General features: G+C 58.3%; 12 protein-coding genes. 10 read left to right on the top strand and 2 right to left on the bottom strand.

Translation table 11 applies throughout. The annotated features are described in order from the left end of the window. The first annotated feature begins 123 nt into the window (after positions 1–123). The 7 genes from urtA to AO726_RS05105 all read left to right on the top strand — a co-directional run bounded on the left by urtA (position 124) and on the right by AO726_RS05105 (position 7,261). Positions 124–1,356 carry an urea ABC transporter substrate-binding protein gene (urtA, locus tag AO726_RS05135; protein ID WP_058066957.1) on the top strand — a complete coding sequence of 411 codons (1,233 nt, stop codon included), beginning with the start codon at positions 124–126 and terminating at the stop codon, positions 1,354–1,356. Positions 1,357–1,470: 114 nt separating this feature from the next. Beyond that, a complete protein-coding gene (urtB, locus tag AO726_RS05130; RefSeq protein WP_058066956.1) occupies positions 1,471–2,388 on the top strand; it encodes an urea ABC transporter permease subunit UrtB in 918 nt (305 codons plus the stop codon). Between the two features lie 12 nt (positions 2,389–2,400). Next, positions 2,401–3,579: an urea ABC transporter permease subunit UrtC gene (gene urtC / locus AO726_RS05125; protein ID WP_058066955.1), complete on the top strand. Its 1,179-nt coding sequence runs from the start codon at positions 2,401–2,403 to the stop codon at positions 3,577–3,579. Further along, on the top strand, positions 3,576–4,334 hold the full coding sequence (gene urtD / locus AO726_RS05120) for an urea ABC transporter ATP-binding protein UrtD (protein WP_058066954.1): 759 nt from the start codon (positions 3,576–3,578) through the stop codon (positions 4,332–4,334). The genes urtC and urtD overlap by 4 nt, the downstream gene beginning before the upstream one ends. Before the next feature lie 52 nt (positions 4,335–4,386). Further along, a complete protein-coding gene (gene urtE, locus AO726_RS05115; protein ID WP_058066953.1) occupies positions 4,387–5,076 on the top strand; it encodes an urea ABC transporter ATP-binding subunit UrtE in 690 nt (229 codons plus the stop codon). A 534-nt stretch (positions 5,077–5,610) separates the two neighbouring features. Beyond that, positions 5,611–6,840 (top strand): formamidase, encoded by a 1,230-nt coding sequence (gene fmdA / locus AO726_RS05110; RefSeq protein ID WP_058066952.1) that lies wholly within the window; start codon positions 5,611–5,613, stop codon positions 6,838–6,840. Positions 6,841–6,913: 73 nt separating this feature from the next. After that, entirely contained in the window at positions 6,914–7,261 is a 348-nt protein-coding gene (locus AO726_RS05105) for an FmdB family zinc ribbon protein (RefSeq protein WP_058067102.1), read from the top strand. Between the two features lie 504 nt (positions 7,262–7,765). On the opposite strand, the gene AO726_RS05100 is transcribed toward AO726_RS05105, so the two are convergent. After that, positions 7,766–8,557, bottom strand: a complete 792-nt coding sequence (locus tag AO726_RS05100; protein WP_058066951.1) for a TatD family hydrolase — start codon at positions 8,555–8,557, stop codon at positions 7,766–7,768. Positions 8,558–8,721: 164 nt separating this feature from the next. On the opposite strand from AO726_RS05100, the gene AO726_RS05095 reads away from it, so the two are divergent. Then, positions 8,722–10,905 carry a hypothetical protein gene (locus AO726_RS05095; protein ID WP_058066950.1) on the top strand — a complete coding sequence of 728 codons (2,184 nt, stop codon included), beginning with the start codon at positions 8,722–8,724 and terminating at the stop codon, positions 10,903–10,905. A 110-nt stretch (positions 10,906–11,015) separates the two neighbouring features. Here the strand turns inward: AO726_RS05095 and AO726_RS05090 are convergent, their stop codons facing one another. Further along, entirely contained in the window at positions 11,016–12,599 is a 1,584-nt protein-coding gene (locus tag AO726_RS05090) for a peptide chain release factor 3 (RefSeq protein ID WP_058066949.1), read from the bottom strand. A 506-nt stretch (positions 12,600–13,105) separates the two neighbouring features. Between AO726_RS05090 and AO726_RS05085 the strand changes: the two genes are divergently transcribed. Continuing rightward, positions 13,106–14,269: a type III PLP-dependent enzyme gene (locus AO726_RS05085; RefSeq protein ID WP_058066948.1), complete on the top strand. Its 1,164-nt coding sequence runs from the start codon at positions 13,106–13,108 to the stop codon at positions 14,267–14,269. 336 nt (positions 14,270–14,605) lie between these two features. Continuing rightward, complete coding sequence (locus AO726_RS05080) at positions 14,606–15,859, top strand: efflux RND transporter periplasmic adaptor subunit (RefSeq protein WP_241492050.1); 1,254 nt, start codon at positions 14,606–14,608, stop codon at positions 15,857–15,859. Positions 15,860–15,864 lie beyond the last annotated feature (5 nt).

Genomic DNA, 15,864 nt, shown 5'->3' with positions numbered 1-15,864 from the left:
TTGACGTATGCCATTACGTCAAGCTGCGTATACCGGCTGCGTCCTGTGCCGCCGCATGCTGTTGGCGAACCTTCCGGCAATGACAACCACGAGCCGGGAGACAACCAACACAGGAGCATGACCATGGATTTACGAGCGACTCGCTTTCTCCCCCGACGGCTCGCCCTGGGGGCTGCGGCACTCACGCTGTTGGCCAGTAGTGTGTTCAGCCAGTCTGTGCTGGCGGATGTAAACACCACCGGCCTGGCCGTGACTGACACTGAAGTAACCGTCGGCCAGCTGCACTCGGCAACCGGCACCATGGCCATTTCTGAAACTGGTTCGATTCAGGCCGAGCGTCTGGCCATCGAGCAGATCAACGCCAGCGGCGGCATCCTCGGTCGCCAGATCAAAGTGATTCAGGAAGATGGAGCCTCCGACTGGCCGACCTTCGCTGAAAAAGCCAAGAAGCTGCTGGTCGGCGACAAGGTAGCTGCCGTGTTCGGCTGCTGGACCTCCGCCTCCCGTAAAGCGGTACTGCCGATCTTCGAAAAAGAAAATGGCCTGCTCTACTACCCGACCTTCTATGAAGGCCTTGAGCAGTCCAAAAACGTGATCTACACCGGTCAGGAAGCGACCCAGCAGATCATCGCCAGCCTCGATTGGATCGCCAAAGAGAAGGGCGCCAAGAGCTTCTACCTGATCGGTTCGGATTACATCTGGCCGCGCACCTCGATGAAGATCGCCCGTAAGCACATCGAAAACGTGCTCGGTGGCAGCGTAGTGGGCGAAGAGTACTACCCGCTGGGCAACACCCAGTTCGGCTCGCTGATCAACAAAGTCAAACTGAAGAAGCCTGATGTGGTCTTCGCTGCTGTTGTGGGGGGCTCCAACGTGGCCTTCTACAAACAGATGAAAGCCGCAGGCGTTACCAGCGCCAAACAGAACCTGCTGACCCTTTCCGTAACTGAAGACGAACTGCTGGGCATCGGCGGTGAAAACATGGACGGTTTCTACGCTTCCATGAAGTACTTCCAGAGCCTGGATAACCCGAACAACGCGGCTTTCGTAGAAGCCTTCAAAGCTAAATACGGCAAAGACGCGGTGATCGGTGACGTGACTCAGGCCGCCTACCTTGGCCCATGGCTGTGGAAAGCCGCCGTGGAAAAAGCCGGCAGCTTCGATGTGGATAAAGTTGCCGCAGCTTCTCCAGGCATCGAGCTGACCACTGCGCCGGAAGGCTACGTGAAAGTCCACGAAAACCATCACCTGTGGAGCAAAACCCGCATTGGTCAGGTGCAAGCCGATGGCCAGTTCAAGGTGGTGTACGAGTCTGACCTGATCGAGCCAAACCCATTCCCGGAAGGCTACCAGTAATAGCCACCGCCCCCGCGCCACGCTGCGGGGGCTGTTTGATTGAAGTGCAGTTTTCGACCTGATCCAACTTCCCACCCCGGCAGCGGGGTGGGTTCATGACGTGAGGAGATCATCATGGAATGGCTCTCAGAGTTTGGTGCCATCGCCGCCATGCAGGGCTTTAACGGATTGTCCGTGTTCTGCGTGCTGTTGTTGATGGCTCTTGGGCTGGCCATCATTTTTGGCCAGATGGGCGTCATCAATATGGCCCATGGTGAGTTTCTGACCATTGGTGCTTACACCACCTACGTGGTGTCGGTGTTAACCGAGCAATACGCGCCGTTTTTCGGCCCTTACTATTTCTTTGTGGCCATCGTCCTGTCCTTCTTCATTGCTGGTGCCATCGGCTGGCTGGTGGAATGGGCGATGATCAGCAAGTTGTATCACCGCCCGTTGGACACGCTGCTGGCGACTTGGGGCTTATCGCTGGTGATGCAGCAGGCGTTCCGTTCCATCTTCGGTGCCCGTGAAGTGACGGCGACCTTGCCGGAGTGGCTGATGGGGTCCTGGGCACCGACCGAGGCCATCGACATTCCCCGTAACGGCCTGTTTGTGATGGGCCTGACCATCCTGCTGACTGCAACCATCTTCCTGATGCTTTACCGCTCACGCTGGGGCCTGCATGTGCGCGCCACCATGCAAAACCGGGTGATGAGCCGTGCAGTGGGCATCAACACCAAGAAGGTCGACCGCATGACCTTCGCCCTCGGCTGCGGCGTGGCCGGTGTGGCTGGCGCTGCGTTCACCACCATCGGTTCGACCGGCCCGACTGCTGGCTCGCTGTACATCGTCGACACCTTCCTGGTGGTGGTCTTCGGCGGCGCATCCAGCTTGCTCGGCACCATCGCTTCGGCGTTCAGCATCGCTCAGGCGCAGTCGCTGATGGAGTTCTTTATGAGCGGTTCGATGGCCAAGGTGTTCACCCTGTCTGCGGTGATCCTGATTCTGCTGATGCGTCCGCAAGGGCTGTTCTCCATCAAGTTGCGTAAGTAAGGAGCCAAGCCAATGAACGCGATGAATAACGTTATCGGCGGCAAACAAGGGGCCATTGGCCTGCTGGTGCTGGCCGCGCTGATTCTGGTGGTATTCCCGCTGGCGCTGGATGCCTTCCGCCTGAACATGGTGGGTAAATACCTGACCTACGCCTTTGTCGCTGTAGGGCTGGTGCTGTGCTGGGGTTACGGCGGCATTCTGAGTTTGGGGCAGGGCGTGTTTTTCGGCCTGGGCGGTTACTGCATGGCGATGTTCCTCAAACTGGAGGCGTCTGATCCTGAGAGCACCAAAATTCAGTCCACACCGGGCATCCCGGACTTTATGGACTGGAACCAGATCACCGAACTGCCGCTGATGTGGGAACCCTTCCACAGCTTCGGCTTCACCCTGTTCGCGGTGATTGCGGTGCCGGTGGTGCTGGCTTTTGTGATCGGTATGGCGATGTTCAAACGTCGGGTAGGGGACGTGTACTTCTCCATCGTGACTCAGGCTATTGCGCTGATCCTGACCGTGCTGATTATCGGCCAACAGGGCCTGACTGGCGGGGTTAACGGCATCACTGACTTGCGCACCATGCTGGGCTGGGATATCCGCACTGACGAAGCCAAGCTGATCCTGTACTTCGTCAACGCCTTGCTGCTGTTCGGCTGCATCCTGCTGGGGCGCTATATCCTCACCTCCAAGCTGGGCCGTCTGCTGGTGGCGATGCGTGACAAGGAAGAGCGCGTGCGCTTCTCCGGTTACGACGTGGCCAGCTTCAAGATCTTTGTGTACTGCATCGCGGCGGCCTTCTCGGCCATCGGCGGGGCGATGTTTGCCCTGCAGGTGGGCTTTATGTCGCCGAGCTTCGTCGGCATCGTGCCGTCGATTGAAATGGTCATATTCGCTGCGGTGGGCGGACGTATGTCGCTGCTCGGTGCGGTGTACGGTGCGTTGCTGGTGAACTACGGCAAAACCTACTTCTCCGAAACCTTCCCTGAGCTGTGGCTGTTCCTGATGGGCGGCCTGTTTATCGCGGTGGTGATGTATTTCCCCAATGGCCTGGCTGGTCTGTGGGAAAGCCATGGTCGCAAGTGGCTGGGCAAGCTCAAGCGCAAGCCGGTTGAGGCTAAGCCGATGGCGGTGAAAGTGGCCGCGCCTGCTGCTGCACCGACCGCTGCGTCCACCCCGGAACTGGAGAAATCACTATGAGTGCGACTGGCTTCCAAATGCCCAAACCGGTGCTGGCGATTGAAGGCCTGACCGTGTCCTTCGATGGCTTTAAGGCGGTGGACGACCTCAACCTGTACATCGACCGTAACGAAGTACGGGTGGTGATCGGCCCTAACGGCGCAGGCAAAACCACGGTGCTGGATTTGATCTGCGGCAAAACCAAAGCCACCTCCGGCAGCATCCAGTTCGAGAACCGCGAGCTGACCAAAATGCGCGAGTACGACATCGTCCGCGCAGGCGTCGGGCGCAAGTTCCAGAACCCGTCGATCTACGAGAACCTGACGGTGTTTGAGAACCTGGAAATGTCCTATCCCAAGGGCCGCAATGTGTTTGGTGCGCTGCTGTTTAAGCGCACGGCAGAGGTGGTGGCGCGGGTCGAAGAAGTGGCCGGGGAAATCCTCTTAAGCGAGCAACTGCATATGCAGGCCGATTTGCTCTCCCACGGGCAAAAACAGTGGCTGGAAATCGGCATGTTGCTGATGCAAGACCCAGCGCTGTTGATGCTGGATGAGCCGGTAGCAGGCATGAGTGTGAACGAGCGGGTGCAGACCGCCGAGCTGCTCAACCGCATCAGCAAAGGCCGTTCGGTACTGGTGATTGAGCACGACATGGAGTTTGTGAAGAGCATCGCCCACAAGGTCACGGTGCTGCATCAGGGCAAAGTGCTGGCCGAAGGCAGCATGGATGCGGTGCAGAGCAATCCGAAGGTGGTTGAAGTGTATCTGGGGCACTAATGAATCAGCGGTGGGCAGCGTGTGACGTTGCCCTGGCACAAGGAGTTTTCAGATGTTCAATATCACTAACCTAGCGTCGGGGTACGGTCAGAGCCAGATCCTGCATGACCTCACCCTCAACGTGAACAAACGCGAGATTGTGGCGGTGATGGGCCGCAACGGCATGGGCAAAACCACCTTCTTCAAAAGCCTGATGGGCGTGCTGCCGCAGTGGGGCGGGCAGATCGAAGTGGATGGCCGCGACGTGTCGAAAATGGAAACCCACGAGCGCGTCGCCAACGGCATCGCTTATGTGCCGCAAGGGCGGATGATTTTCCCCAGCATGACCGTGCTGGAGAATATTCAGACTGGCTTGCCTTCCTCGGCAGGTGGAAAAGTGCCGGACGATCTCTACGCGCTGTTCCCAGTGCTGCACGAGATGCGCTCACGCAAAGGCGGCAACCTCTCTGGCGGTCAGCAACAGCAACTGGCGATTGCCCGCGCCCTGGCGACCAACCCCAAAGTGCTGCTGCTGGATGAGCCTACAGAGGGCATTCAGCCGTCGATCATCAAAGACATCGCCCGCACCCTGAAGGAGATCCGCAACATGCGCGATCTGACCATCGTGGTGTCGGAGCAGGTGCTGTCATTCACCATGGAAATTGCCGACCGTTTTCTGGTTATCGAAAAGGGCAAATTTGTGGTGGAGGAGACGCGGGAGAACGTGGATGAGGCCGCCATCAGCCGCTACCTCTCGGTCTGACACAGGTTTACACCCCGCTACCGCCTGGGCTGTTTGAAAGGCCGGAGCGGTGTGTACTCACGGCTGGCGCAGTCTCCCTCGCCAGCCGTTTTTATTGGCGCCGCCCAACCCGTAGCCTGGATTAGCGATCACCGATCAACCGTAGGGTGCGATAAGACCGCGCAGCGGTTTATCCACCAAGCGCCCGCACAGATCGCCCCCCTCGTTAAACCGGCAAAAACGATGGTGGGTAACCTGCTACGCAGGCTTACCACACCCTACAAAAGCCGCCCGTAGCCTGGATTAGCCGAAGGCGTAATCCGGGGAACGCCGTGAAGGGCTTACGCGTACGGCCCTGAGTTCTGATTGGTCTTTACATCGGCCCGGCGGAAACGCTGCGCGGTTCCGCCCTACGGTTAGGCATTCAACGTCTGTTTCTTCTGCCTGAACGCATACGTCATCCAACGTATTTCCCGATTTTTCGTCCCGTTTAAGACTGCTCCTGTCCCCCGGCGTGTTCCTGCCGGAATCCACCACGATCCCAGGAGTTTTGTCATGACCGAAACACTGATCAAGGTTGACCTCAATCAGCCTGCGACTGAGAACGAGCAAATCCACAACCGCTGGCACCCGGATATTCCCATGGCGTGCTGGGTGAAGCCGGGCGATGACTTCATCCTCGAAACCTATGACTGGACCGCCGGGGCGATCGAGAACAACGATGACGCCAGCGACGTGCGCGACGTGGACTTGTCCACCGTGCACTACCTCTCCGGTCCTGTCGGTGTGCACGGCGCTGAACCGGGCGATTTGCTGGTGGTTGACCTGCTCGACATCGGTGCCAAGGCTGATTCGATGTGGGGCTTTAACGGCTTCTTCTCACGCCAGAATGGCGGTGGCTTCCTGACTGATCACTTCCCGTCGGCACAAAAAGCCATCTGGGATTTCAAAGGCATGTTCACCAGCAGCCGGCACATTCCGGGCGTGAACTTTGCGGGCCTGATTCACCCCGGCCTGATCGGCTGTCTGCCGGATCACAAAATGCTCGCTGACTGGAACAAGCGTGAGCAGGCGTTGATCGACACCAACCCAACCCGCGTCCCGCCGCTGGCCAACCCGCCGTTCGCCTCTACCGCGCACATGGGCAAGCTCAAAGGCGAGGCCCGCGACCTGGCGGCTGCTACCGGCGCACGCACCGTCCCGCCGCGTGAGCATGGCGGTAACTGCGATATCAAAGATTTGTCCCGTGGCTCGAAAATCTTCTTCCCGGTGTATGTGAACGGCGCAGGTCTGTCGGTAGGCGACCTGCACTTCAGCCAGGGCGATGGCGAAATCACCTTCTGCGGTGCCATCGAAATGGCCGGTTGGGTGCACATGAAGGTCGAGCTGATCAAAGGCGGCATGGCCAAATACGGGATCAAGAACCCGGTGTTCAAACCCAGCCCGATCACCCCGAACTACAAAAACTACCTGATATTTGAAGGCATCTCGGTAGACGAAGCGGGCACCCAGCATTACCTGGACGTGAACATCGCCTACAAGCAAGCGTGCCTCAACGCCATCAACTACCTGACCAAATTCGGTTACTCACCGGCGCAAGGCTATGCGTTGCTCGGCTCTGCGCCGGTGCAGGGGCATATCAGCGGCGTCGTCGACATCCCCAACGCCTGCGCCACCTTGTGGTTGCCGACGGAGATTTTCGACTTCGATATCAACCCGAGCGCATCCGGCCCGACCAAGTTCCTCGACGGCAGCATCGATCTGCCGATTGCGCCGGACAAGTAAACCCACAAGCCGGGCGCTGTGTTTATCCGCAGCGCCCGGCTGACGAATGTGCCGCGAATGGGAGAACAGCACCATGCCGATTTATGAATACGATTGCGTCGCCTGTGGTGACTTCACCGCCTTGCGTCCGATGGCCGAACGTGACAAGCCCTGCGCCTGCCCGGAATGCGGCGGCGACAGCCTGCGGGTGATATTGACTGCACCGCAACTGGCCACCATGTCCAGCAACCAGCGCCGCGCCATGGCCGCCAACGAAACCAGTTCACACGCACCGAAAACCGTCGAAGAATTCGCCCAAAGCCGCAAACACCCCAAAGGCTGCGGCTGCTGCGGGCCAAGCAAACCCCTAGCCCCAACCAAAGAAAACCCGCACGCGATGAAAGCCAAAGCCGGCGGCAGACCGTGGATGATCAGTCACTGAGTTACCGCGATTTTGTAGGGTGAGGTAAGCCGGCAAAGCCGGTTACCCACCGAGCGTGCGTACAGACGCAGTAGGTGTGTGGTCATTCATGGCCATTGGTGGATAAACCGCTGCGCGGTCTTATCGCAGCCTACGGTTTGCATAGGCCGTGTGTGCACCGTCACCTGTAGGGTGTGGTAAGCCGGCAAAGCCGGTTACCCATCAAGCGGGCGTACGGGCGCAGGAGATGTGTAGCCAGTTACAGCCAATGGTGGATAAACCGCTACGCGGTCTTATCGCACCCTACGGTTTGCATAGGCCGTGTGTGCACCGTCACCTGTAGGGTGCGGTAAGCCGGCAAAGCCGGTTACCCACCGAGCGTGCGTACAGGCGCAGGAGATGCGTGGCCAGTTATGGCCAATGGTGGATAAACCGCTGCGCGGTCTTATCGCACCCTACGGTTTGCGTAGATACATCAGGCGCAACCGAAACGAAACAGTTCCTCGATACTGCGAGACTGACACGTCAGAGGGGAGATGAATCCCACCCAAACAACTCACACGCATTGCGACTGCTGGCGCTGGCCAGCTCATCCGGGCTGATGCCACGAAGCTCCGCGAGCGCCACACAAATATCCGCCAGATGCTCCGGGCTGTTGCGCTGGTTCGGATACATAGCCGGAGCCATATCCGGCGAGTCGGTTTCCAGCACAATCGCCTCGATTGGCAACTGCACAACAACTTTGCGCAGACGCAGTGCCTGCGGCCAGGTCGGAGCACCACCGATGCCGAGTTTAAAACCGAGCTTGATGTACTCCCGCGCTTCCTCAACGCTGCCGGCGAAGGCATGGATAATGCCGCCGCGTTTAAGTTTGTAGCGCTTGAGCGTAGCAATCGTTGCGGCATGGGCGCGGCGCACATGGATCAACGCCGGTAACTCAAATTCAACCGCCATCTTTAACTGCGCTTCAAACAGCGCCTGCTGCTGTTCGCGGTCCAACTCTTCGAGAAAATAATCCAGCCCGATCTCACCCACAGCACACAACTTCGGCTGGCCTGCGAGCTGTGTCAGCCACCCATGCAATTGCTCAAGGTGCGCCTGAGTGTGTTCATGCAAATAAACCGGATGCAGACCAAAAGCTGCATATAAACCGTCGTGCTGTTGAACTAAATCCCACACCCGTTGCCTGTTGGCCTCGTACACGCCAAGCACCACCAACCGCTCCACGCCCAGCGTACGGCTGCGGGCGAGCAGTTGATCGCGGTCGGCATCAAAGTCGGGAAAGTCCAGGTGGGTGTGGGTATCAATCAACTGCATCGTCTGCGTCCTGCTGGGTTGTCAGACAGGTTGTGGCTGTAGCTGTGCAGAAGTGTACACAGTTGGCATTTTTTCATACTCAGTTGTTAAGCTGGCAAACTGTTACTCCATCTCTACAGCGCCCATGTGCGGGCAGCGGCTATCAGAAGTAAGGAATTGTTTAGATGACCTCCGATTCACCTCAACGCTGGCGGTTTTTCCGTGCCGGCGGCTTTGACCAAGTATCAATAGAAACCCCCGCCGACCTTGCTGCCTTGCGTGGTCTGGATCAGAAACTCTGGGCCAGCCTGGCTTGCCCTGTTGCCAATCTGGCGCTGGACCGGCGCATGCTGGGGTATATCGACAGCAATAATGATGGCCGTATCCGTGCACCTGAGCTGCTGGATATCGTGGACTGGACATTGGCCCGCCTGGCCGATCCAGCTGTGCTGTTTAATAACGAGCCGCTGCAACTGGACTCCCTGAGCCAGAACGAAGAGGGTACACGCCTGCGTTTGGCCGCTCACCGCTTGCTCGGCGTATTGGGCCGCAGTGATCAGCAACTGACCAGCGCCGATACGGATGATCTGGCGCTGCTGTTCCCGCCTCAGGAGTCCAACGGCGACGGCCTGGTGCCTGCTACGTTGACGGACGATGCCGCTCTGCAAGCCGCCATCGCCGACATCATTGCCTGTCAGGGCTCCGTGGTGGATCGCAGTGGCGAGCAGGCCATTGGTGAAGAACAAATCACTGCATTCTTTACCCAGGCTGAAGAACTCAGCGCCTGGCACGCCAGCGCCGCCGCATTGGGGCTGGATGCGTTTGGTGATGACACTGCCGCAGCGGTTGATGCCCTGAGCGCCGTGCGCGAGAAGGTCGATGACTACTTCACCCGCGTTGCCATGGCTTCGTTTGATACCCGCGCCGCTGCGTTGATGGATGGTCAGGAAGAAGAACTGATCCGTCTGGCTGGTCTGTCTCTGGCCGACAGCAGCCAAGTCGGTGCTTTGCCACTGGCAAGCATCAAGCATGGTGACAGCCTGCCGCTGAGCAAGGAGCTGAACCCCGCTTGGGCTGATGCCATGGCTGAGCTGCGTGAACGTGTGGTTAAGCCGATTCTGGGTGATCAGGAAAGCCTGAGCCGTGAACAGTGGCAGCGTCTGGTCGGCCTGTGTGGCGAGTACCTGAACTGGCTGGCGGCTAAACCGCAGGTCGCGATTGCCAAAGTGCTGGAGCTGCCGCGCATTCTCGAGCTGGTCGAGCAGGGCGTGCAGGCGCAGTTGATGGCACTGGTGGCCCGCGATCTGGAAGTGGCTGAGGCGTCGGATGGTCTGGTCGAATTGGACAAACTGATTCGTCTGAAAGGTGGTTTGGTCACGTTGCTGCGCAACTTTGTGTCCTTCCAGGATTTCTATGCCCGCCGCGACAAGGCGGTGTTCCAGGCCGGTACATTGTTTATCGACGGCAAGAGCTGCGATCTGGTGGTGGAAGTTACCGACATCGAAGCCCACGCCAAAGTCGCCGCCGCCAGTGACAGCTTCCTGCTGTACTGCAGCTGCACCCGCCGCGGTGAGCCGGTGCATGGCAAAGAAACCATCAACATCGTTGCAGCGGTAACTGCGGGTACTGAGGGCGATCTGATGGTCGGCCGCCATGGTCTGTTCTATGACCGTGAAGGCAATGACTGGGATGCAGCCGTGGTGAAGGTGATTCAGAACCCTATCAGCATCCGTGAAGCGTTCTGGTCGCCGTATCGCCGTGTCTCGAAGATGGTTTCCGAGCAGATCCAGAAGTTTGCGGCCAGCCGCGATGCGGAAATGGTCAATAACACTGCCACAAAAGTGGCCGCCACACCGGCTGCACCGGCAGCTGCTCCGCAAGGCTTCGACATTGCCAAGTTCGCCGGTATCTTCGCCGCAGCAGGTTTGGCCGTAGGCGCGCTGGGTACTGCACTGGCTGCCATGGTGACGGGCGTGCTGTCGCTGCGTTGGTGGCAGATGCCGCTGCTGTTTATCGGCATCATCCTGGCGATCTCCGGTCCGTCCATGCTGATGGCCTGGTTCAAACTGCGCCGCCGCAGCCTTGGCCCGATTCTGGATGCCAACGGCTGGGCAGTGAACGCCCGCGCTAGCATCAGCATCGGTTTTGGTGCTGCGTTGACTCAACTGGCGGCGCTGCCGGGCGGATGCGCGCGCTCGCTGCGTGATCCGTATGCTGCGAACAAGCCACTGTGGCCGTGGCTGCTGGCGCTGATCGTGGCAATTGGTCTGCTGGCCGGTGCCTGGTATTACGGTTGCTTCGAGCGACTGCATGTGGTGCCTGAGCCGGCGGTTGCCGAGACTGCGGCACCAGCGCCAGCCACGGAGTAAGTACGGTCCAAAGTAGGGTGGATGGACGTAGCCATCCACCAGACAGCTGAAAATATCGGACCTGCAATAAAAAACCGGCCATAAAGGCCGGTTTTTTATTGCGCTGAAACTTAGTGGTGTTCGCGGGTGGCGCGGAATTTTACGTCCGGCCAGCGTTCTTCCATCAGACTCAGGTTGACGCGGGTCGGTGCCAGGTAGGTGAGGTGACCACCGCCGTCGATGGCGAGGTTTTCCACAGCCTTGTTGGAGAATTCCTCGAGCTTTTTCTTGTCGTCGCATTCGATCCAGCGGGCCGACCAGACGGTGATCGGCTCGTAGCTGCACTCAACTTTGTATTCTTCTTTCAGGCGGCTGGCGACCACATCGAACTGCAGGACACCGACGGCACCCAAGATGATGTCGTTGCTGCGCTCAGGGAAGAACACCTGAGTCGCGCCTTCTTCAGCCAATTGCTGCAGACCCTGGCGCAGTTGCTTGGACTTGAGCGGGTCTTTCAGGCGCACACGGCGGAACAGTTCCGGGGCGAAGTGCGGGATACCGGTAAAGCCGAGGTTTTCGCCTTCGGTAAAGGTGTCGCCGATCTGGATGGTGCCGTGGTTGTGCAGGCCGATGATGTCGCCGGCGTAAGCCTCTTCCAGCATTTCACGCTCACTGGAGAAGAAGGTCAGGGCGTCGCCGATGCGCAGGTCTTTGCCCAGACGCACGTGGCGCATCTTCATGCCTTTTTCGTACTTGCCGGAGCAGATACGCATAAAGGCCACGCGGTCCCGGTGTTTCGGGTCCATGTTTGCCTGAATCTTGAAGATAAAGCCGGAGAACTTCTCTTCCTGCGGTGCCACGCTGCGCTCGCGGGCTTCGCGTGGCAGCGGCTGTGGTGCCCAGTCGACTACAGCGTCGAGTACCTGATCCACACCGAAGTTGCCCAGGGCGGTACCGAAGAACACCGGAGTGAGCTGGCCGTCGAGGAACTCCTGCTGGTTGAACTCGTGGCAGGCACCTTGAACCAGTTCCAGCTGCTCGACAAAGTTGTCGTACTGATCGCCCAGGTGAGCGCGGGCTTCATCGGAGTCCAGGCCCTGGATCACGCGGTTCTCGATGCGCTCATGGCCGTGGCCCGGTGTGTACACGACGATGTAGTCGCCGGAAAGGTGATAAACGCCTTTGAAATCTTTGTAGCAGCCAATCGGCCAGGTGATCGGTGCGGCTTTGATCTTGAGGACCGCCTCAATCTCGTCGAGCAGCTCGATCGGGTCGCGGATGTCACGGTCGAGTTTGTTGACGAAGCTGACGATAGGCGTGTCGCGCAGGCGGCAGACTTCCATCAGGGCGATGGTACGCGGCTCAACACCTTTACCGCCGTCGAGCACCATCAGGGCGCTGTCCACCGCCGTCAGGGTGCGGTAGGTATCTTCTGAGAAGTCTTCGTGGCCGGGGGTGTCGAGCAGGTTGACCATATGATCGCGGTAGGGGAACTGCATCACAGACGTAGTGATGGAGATACCGCGCTGCTTTTCCATCTCCATCCAGTCGGAGGTGGCGTGGCGGTCGGACTTACGCGACTTCACCGTACCGGCGACGGCAATGGCCTTGCCCATCAGCAGGAGCTTTTCGGTAATGGTGGTTTTACCGGCGTCGGGGTGAGAGATGATCGCGAATGTGCGGCGCTTGGCGACTTCGGCGGCCTGAATGGTCATGGTTGTATGCCTGGCTGGAATCGGTTGCGGGGCGGAATCTGCCCGAAAAGCGCGGGATTATAACGGCAAACGGCACATCTAGCCGAGAAGCTGCTGCGCGGTTATTGATGGACTGTCAGATGTGTGTCACTGCGTAGCGAACCCCGGCGTTAAATAACCACATTTAATAGGGCGATATTTATCGCTTTTTGTTCAGCATTTCGGACGTTTTGTTAAGTATCAAAAACGCTTGAAACCCTTATGGCTGCTGGCTGTCACGCATTTGAATTTTTTGATTGATATACAGGGAACATGGCCCTAAAGTTCGCGCCCGAACGTCCATGCTGGAAACGATCCATCCGGCTCAAGTACTGACGACGAGAGGTTATCCACAGGCTGGGTAATTCTCGGCGACATGCCTTGGGAAGTAGGCGAACCAAAGTGGGGAAACGGATTAGGCGTTCGCGGTTCTGAGAAGAACCACCCCTCAACAATTTTCTTTGTTTTGCCACATGGAGTTCCCTCGCATGTCGATTAAGGTCGAAGACTATTACGCACCCGAAACTTTTCAGCGCATGAAGGCGTTTGCCGATACCAAGGAAACCCCCTTTGTGTTGATCGATACCGCCATCATCAGCAAGGCTTACGATGACCTGCGTGCAGGTTTCGAGTTCGCCAAGGTGTATTACGCGGTTAAAGCCAACCCGGCTGTTGAGATCATTGACCTGCTCAAGGACAAAGGCTCGAACTTCGACATCGCCTCCATCTATGAGCTGGACAAGGTGATGAGCCGCGGTATCAGCGCAGACCGCATCAGCTACGGCAACACCATCAAGAAGGCCAAGGACATCCGTTACTTCTATGAGAAGGGCGTGCGTCTGTTCGCAACCGACTCAGAAGCCGATCTGCGTAACATTGCCAAGGCTGCTCCGGGCTCCAAGGTGTATGTGCGCATTCTGACTGAAGGCTCGACCACTGCTGACTGGCCGCTGAGCCGTAAATTTGGCTGCCAGACTGACATGGCCATGGACCTGCTGATCCTTGCCCGTGACCTGGGCCTGGTACCTTACGGTGTGTCCTTCCACGTGGGCTCGCAGCAGCGCGACATCTCCGTGTGGGATGCGGCGATTGCCAAGGTGAAGGTGATCTTCGAGCGTCTGAAAGAAGAAGATGGCATCCACCTGAAACTGATCAATATGGGCGGCGGCTTCCCGGCCAACTACATCACCCGCACCAACAGCCTGGAAACCTACGCGGAAGAAATCATCCGCTTCCTGAAGGAAGACTTCGGTGAAGACCTGCCGGAGATCATTCTGGAGCCAGGCCGTTCGCTGATTGCCAACGCCGGTATTCTGGTCAGCGAAGTGGTGCTGGTTGCGCGTAAATCCCGCACTGCCGTTGAGCGCTGGGTGTATGTGGATGTGGGCAAGTTCAGCGGTCTGGTGGAAACCACCGATGAGTCGATCAAGTTCCCGATCTGGACCGAGAAGAAAGGCGAAGTGGAAGAAGTGGTCATCGCCGGCCCGACCTGTGACAGCGCCGACATCATGTACGAAAACTACAAGTACGGCCTGCCTCTGAATCTGGCTGAAGGTGATCGCCTCTACTGGCTGTCTACCGGTGCTTACACGACCAGCTACAGCGCGGTTGAGTTCAACGGCTTCCCGCCGCTGAAGTCTTACTACCTGTAAGGCATGCCGTGACCACAAAGACCCCGCTTCGGCGGGGTTTTTTGTTTTTGTGGATAAGACGTGAGGCACAACGGGACGCGATGAATGCAGAAACTGCATTGAAGCAACTGGCGCATGGTGGGTAAGCCTGCGGCCTTACACCACCCTACGGATCGTCTGCTTTTGTAGGGTGGTGTAAGACTGCGAAGCAGTTTACCCACCGTTGGATTGGGCATTCATGCACAAGAGTCTCGGCGACTCGCACAGTCCAAGAGCGCCACCAAGCACCTTTGTAAGCCCAGCTTTACCCATCCTTTACCTTCTGCTGCGTTCCGTTGGTCGGGTGCGTTGGCTAGCATGGCCACCATTGTGGAAATACCGCTTAATCAATTGGATGCAGTCGCCATGTCGTTACGCTCAAGCCTCTTTTCTCCCCGCAGTTTGCTGATCGCAGCCGCGCTGATTGCTGCCACAGGTGCCGGCTGGTGGTACATGAAGGATGACAGCAATGGCACCGCCAAGGCGCCGTTAATCACGGTCAGCAAAGGCAATATCGAAGACACCACTACCGCGCTGGGCACCTTGCAGCCGCTGGATTATGTGGATGTCGGTGCTCAGGTTTCCGGACAGTTGATGAAGCTGCATGTGGCCTTAGGGGATGAGGTGAAGCAAGGCCAGCTGCTGGCAGAAATCGATCCGCGCCTGATGGAGGCCAAAGTGGTTGCCACTCAGGCTCAGTTGACCAATCAGCGTGCTCAGCTCAAGCAAACTCAGGCCCAGCTCGAACTGGCGCAGATTCAGCTCAAGCGCCAGCAGGCGCTGTTTGCCGAGAAGGCTACGAGTCAGGAGCTGCTGCAAACCGCGCAGGCGGATGTGAAGGTTAAGTCGGCGCAGATTGAAGCGTTGCAAGCGCAGATCGCCCAGACCGAAGCCGGGCTGGAAGAAGACCGCACCAATCTCGAATACACCAAAATCTTCGCGCCCATGGACGGCACGGTGGTGTCGCAGTCGGCCAAGCAGGGGCAGACCCTCAACGCCAACCAGCAGGCACCGGTGATTGTGCAAATCGCCAACCTGTCGCGCATGACCGTCGATACACAGGTCTCCGAAGCCGACATCAGCAAGCTTAAAGAAGGCATGCCGGTGTACTTCACCACGCTGGGCAGCGAGCAACGCTGGGAGGCCACGCTACGACAGATTCTGCCGACACCGACGGTGACCAATAACGTGGTGCTCTATAACGCCCAGTTCGATGTGGATAACCCGGACCGCAAGCTGATGACGCAGATGAGCGCTCAGGTGTTTTTCATCAACGCCAAGGCTGACGATGTGCTGACCATTCCGGTTTCGGTGCTGCAAAACCGTCCTGGCCGTCCACTGCCGGATGGCGCTACGGGCTACCGCTTGCAGGTGATGGAAAAGGGCAAGCCGGTCGAGCGCATGGTCAAGATCGGCCTGCGTGACCGGGTCAATGCGCAGGTGCTGGAAGGCCTTGCTGAAGGCGAGCAACTGGCGGCTATGCAGTCTGCAATGGCACCGCGTCCAGCTGGTGCGGAAGGTCAGGGCGGCGGTCGTCGTATGGGCCCTCCGGGCGGCGGTCCACGTTTCTAAGGGGG

Origin of the sequence: Pseudomonas sp. TTU2014-080ASC, from assembly GCF_001446935.1 — a bacterium.
GTDB lineage: Bacteria > Pseudomonadota > Gammaproteobacteria > Pseudomonadales > Pseudomonadaceae > Aquipseudomonas.
The sequence above is the reverse complement of the archived record's forward strand: the minus strand, read 5'-3'. Positions and strand labels throughout refer to the sequence as shown.

What these genes read in the sequence shown, in the direction of transcription:
- urtD (WP_058066954.1), top strand. Translation starts at nt 3,576, where the DNA reads ATGAGTGCGACTGGCTTCCAAATGCCCAAACCGGTGCTGGCGATTGAA.
- urtB (WP_058066956.1), top strand. Translation starts at nt 1,471, where the DNA reads ATGGAATGGCTCTCAGAGTTTGGTGCCATCGCCGCCATGCAGGGCTTT.
- AO726_RS05090 (WP_058066949.1), bottom strand. Translation starts at nt 12,599, where the DNA reads ATGACCATTCAGGCCGCCGAAGTCGCCAAGCGCCGCACATTCGCGATC.
- urtE (WP_058066953.1), top strand. Translation starts at nt 4,387, where the DNA reads ATGTTCAATATCACTAACCTAGCGTCGGGGTACGGTCAGAGCCAGATC.
- AO726_RS05080 (WP_241492050.1), top strand. Translation starts at nt 14,606, where the DNA reads ATGGCCACCATTGTGGAAATACCGCTTAATCAATTGGATGCAGTCGCC.
- AO726_RS05105 (WP_058067102.1), top strand. Translation starts at nt 6,914, where the DNA reads ATGCCGATTTATGAATACGATTGCGTCGCCTGTGGTGACTTCACCGCC.
- AO726_RS05095 (WP_058066950.1), top strand. Translation starts at nt 8,722, where the DNA reads ATGACCTCCGATTCACCTCAACGCTGGCGGTTTTTCCGTGCCGGCGGC.
- AO726_RS05085 (WP_058066948.1), top strand. Translation starts at nt 13,106, where the DNA reads ATGTCGATTAAGGTCGAAGACTATTACGCACCCGAAACTTTTCAGCGC.
- AO726_RS05100 (WP_058066951.1), bottom strand. Translation starts at nt 8,557, where the DNA reads ATGCAGTTGATTGATACCCACACCCACCTGGACTTTCCCGACTTTGAT.
- fmdA (WP_058066952.1), top strand. Translation starts at nt 5,611, where the DNA reads ATGACCGAAACACTGATCAAGGTTGACCTCAATCAGCCTGCGACTGAG.
- urtA (WP_058066957.1), top strand. Translation starts at nt 124, where the DNA reads ATGGATTTACGAGCGACTCGCTTTCTCCCCCGACGGCTCGCCCTGGGG.
- urtC (WP_058066955.1), top strand. Translation starts at nt 2,401, where the DNA reads ATGAACGCGATGAATAACGTTATCGGCGGCAAACAAGGGGCCATTGGC.